The sequence below is a fragment of the Streptomyces sp. CO7 genome (assembly GCF_053474865.1).
In genome coordinates this window covers 687,437-688,724 of the sequence record NZ_JBRIOU010000004.1, presented here as the reverse complement: position 1 = coordinate 688,724, position 1,288 = coordinate 687,437, and the positions used below count along the sequence as shown (strand labels likewise).

The 1,288-nt window shown below is 75.4% G+C and carries 2 protein-coding genes; both read left to right on the top strand.

Features of this window, described 5'->3' with window-relative positions; translation table 11 throughout:
* Nucleotides 1–954: hypothetical protein (locus ACOV8S_RS15950; protein ID WP_448318480.1), on the top strand; the 954-nt coding region annotated here is incomplete at its 5' end.
* Nucleotides 955–1,010: 56 nt separating this feature from the next.
* Nucleotides 1,011–1,288, top strand: a 278-nt coding sequence (locus tag ACOV8S_RS15945; protein ID WP_448318479.1) for a hypothetical protein, incomplete at its 3' end; no start/stop codon positions are given.

The following is a 1,288-nucleotide window of genomic DNA, read 5'->3' as shown; positions in this document are numbered from 1 at the left end:
ACCACCACCCGGCTGCACCCCCGCCCCGGCACGCCCACCGTGGCGGACAGCTCGGTGGGCGGCCCGCTGCTATGGCCGGCGGGCGAGGCGTGGCCGGTCTGCACCGAACCGCACGACCGCGGCACCGGGTACCGCACACAGGACGTCCGCCGTGCCCGCCGGGGCGACGACGGTTCCTTCGGTCCGCAGGACAGGCGCCGTCTGCTCGACCTGCCCGACGACCACCCGGTGCCGATGATCGCGCTGGCCCAGCTCTACCGCCGGGACGTCCCCGACCTGCGCCCGGGCCCCGACGGCGCGGACCTGCTCCAGCTCTTCGCCTGCCCCTTCGACGCGCACGGCCGGACCGGTCACGGGACGAAGGTCCACGTGCACTGGCGACGCTCGGCCGAGGCCGCCGCGGCGGAGGCGACCGCCCCGCAGCCGGAGCCCGAGGTCGTCGGGTTCGACGGCTACGTGCCGGAGCCCTGCGTCCTGCATCCCGAGCAGGTCGTCACCTACCCCTTCGCCGGCTGCCTCCCGCCGGAGCTGAGCGAACGGCTCGACGCCTGGGAGGAGGAACGGGAGGAGGAGGCCGAGGAGCAGACCGTCGGGCAGCCCTGGGCCGACCGCGGACCGGACGGCGACTACGGGGACGAGACGCCCGACATCCCCCGCTACCAGTACGACCTCTCCGTCCCACCCGGATGGCGGGCCGGCGGGTACGCCTCCTGGCACACGACCGACCCGTACGCCATGGACTGTCAGGCGTGCGGTTCACCTATGGAGCTGCTGCTCACCGCGGACTCCGGCGAATGGGACGGCACCGTCAGCTGGCGGCCGGTGGAGGACGCCGACCTGCCGCCGCACCCGCACGCGTCGCCCACCCGGGTGGTGTTCGGGCGCTGGGGCGAACTCAACGTCTTCGCCTGTCCCGGGGACCCCGGCCATCCCCACCGGTGGAGCATCCAGTAGAAACGGTCGATGCCGACGCGCCGGGCGCGCCGTTCACCCTGAGGGAGACTGTGCGCATGGTGTGGTTGACGCGGAGCCAGGCGGCGGAGCTGGTGCGGTGTGCGGCGGTCTTCGAACCGGGCGATCCCGCGCGCACCGGGCGGGTCGCCTTCCGGCTCCCGGCCGGGGCGCGGCCGCCGCGGATTCCGGCGGGGGAGCGAGGGTGGGCCCGGCTGGTGGTGCGGGACGACCGCGGCCGCCTCGTGCTGCGCACCGTCCCGGTGCTGCGGCTCACCGTGGCCGACGCGATTCCCGTGCTCGCCCTCGCCCGCCGTCGTGCTTCCGACGCCGCCCC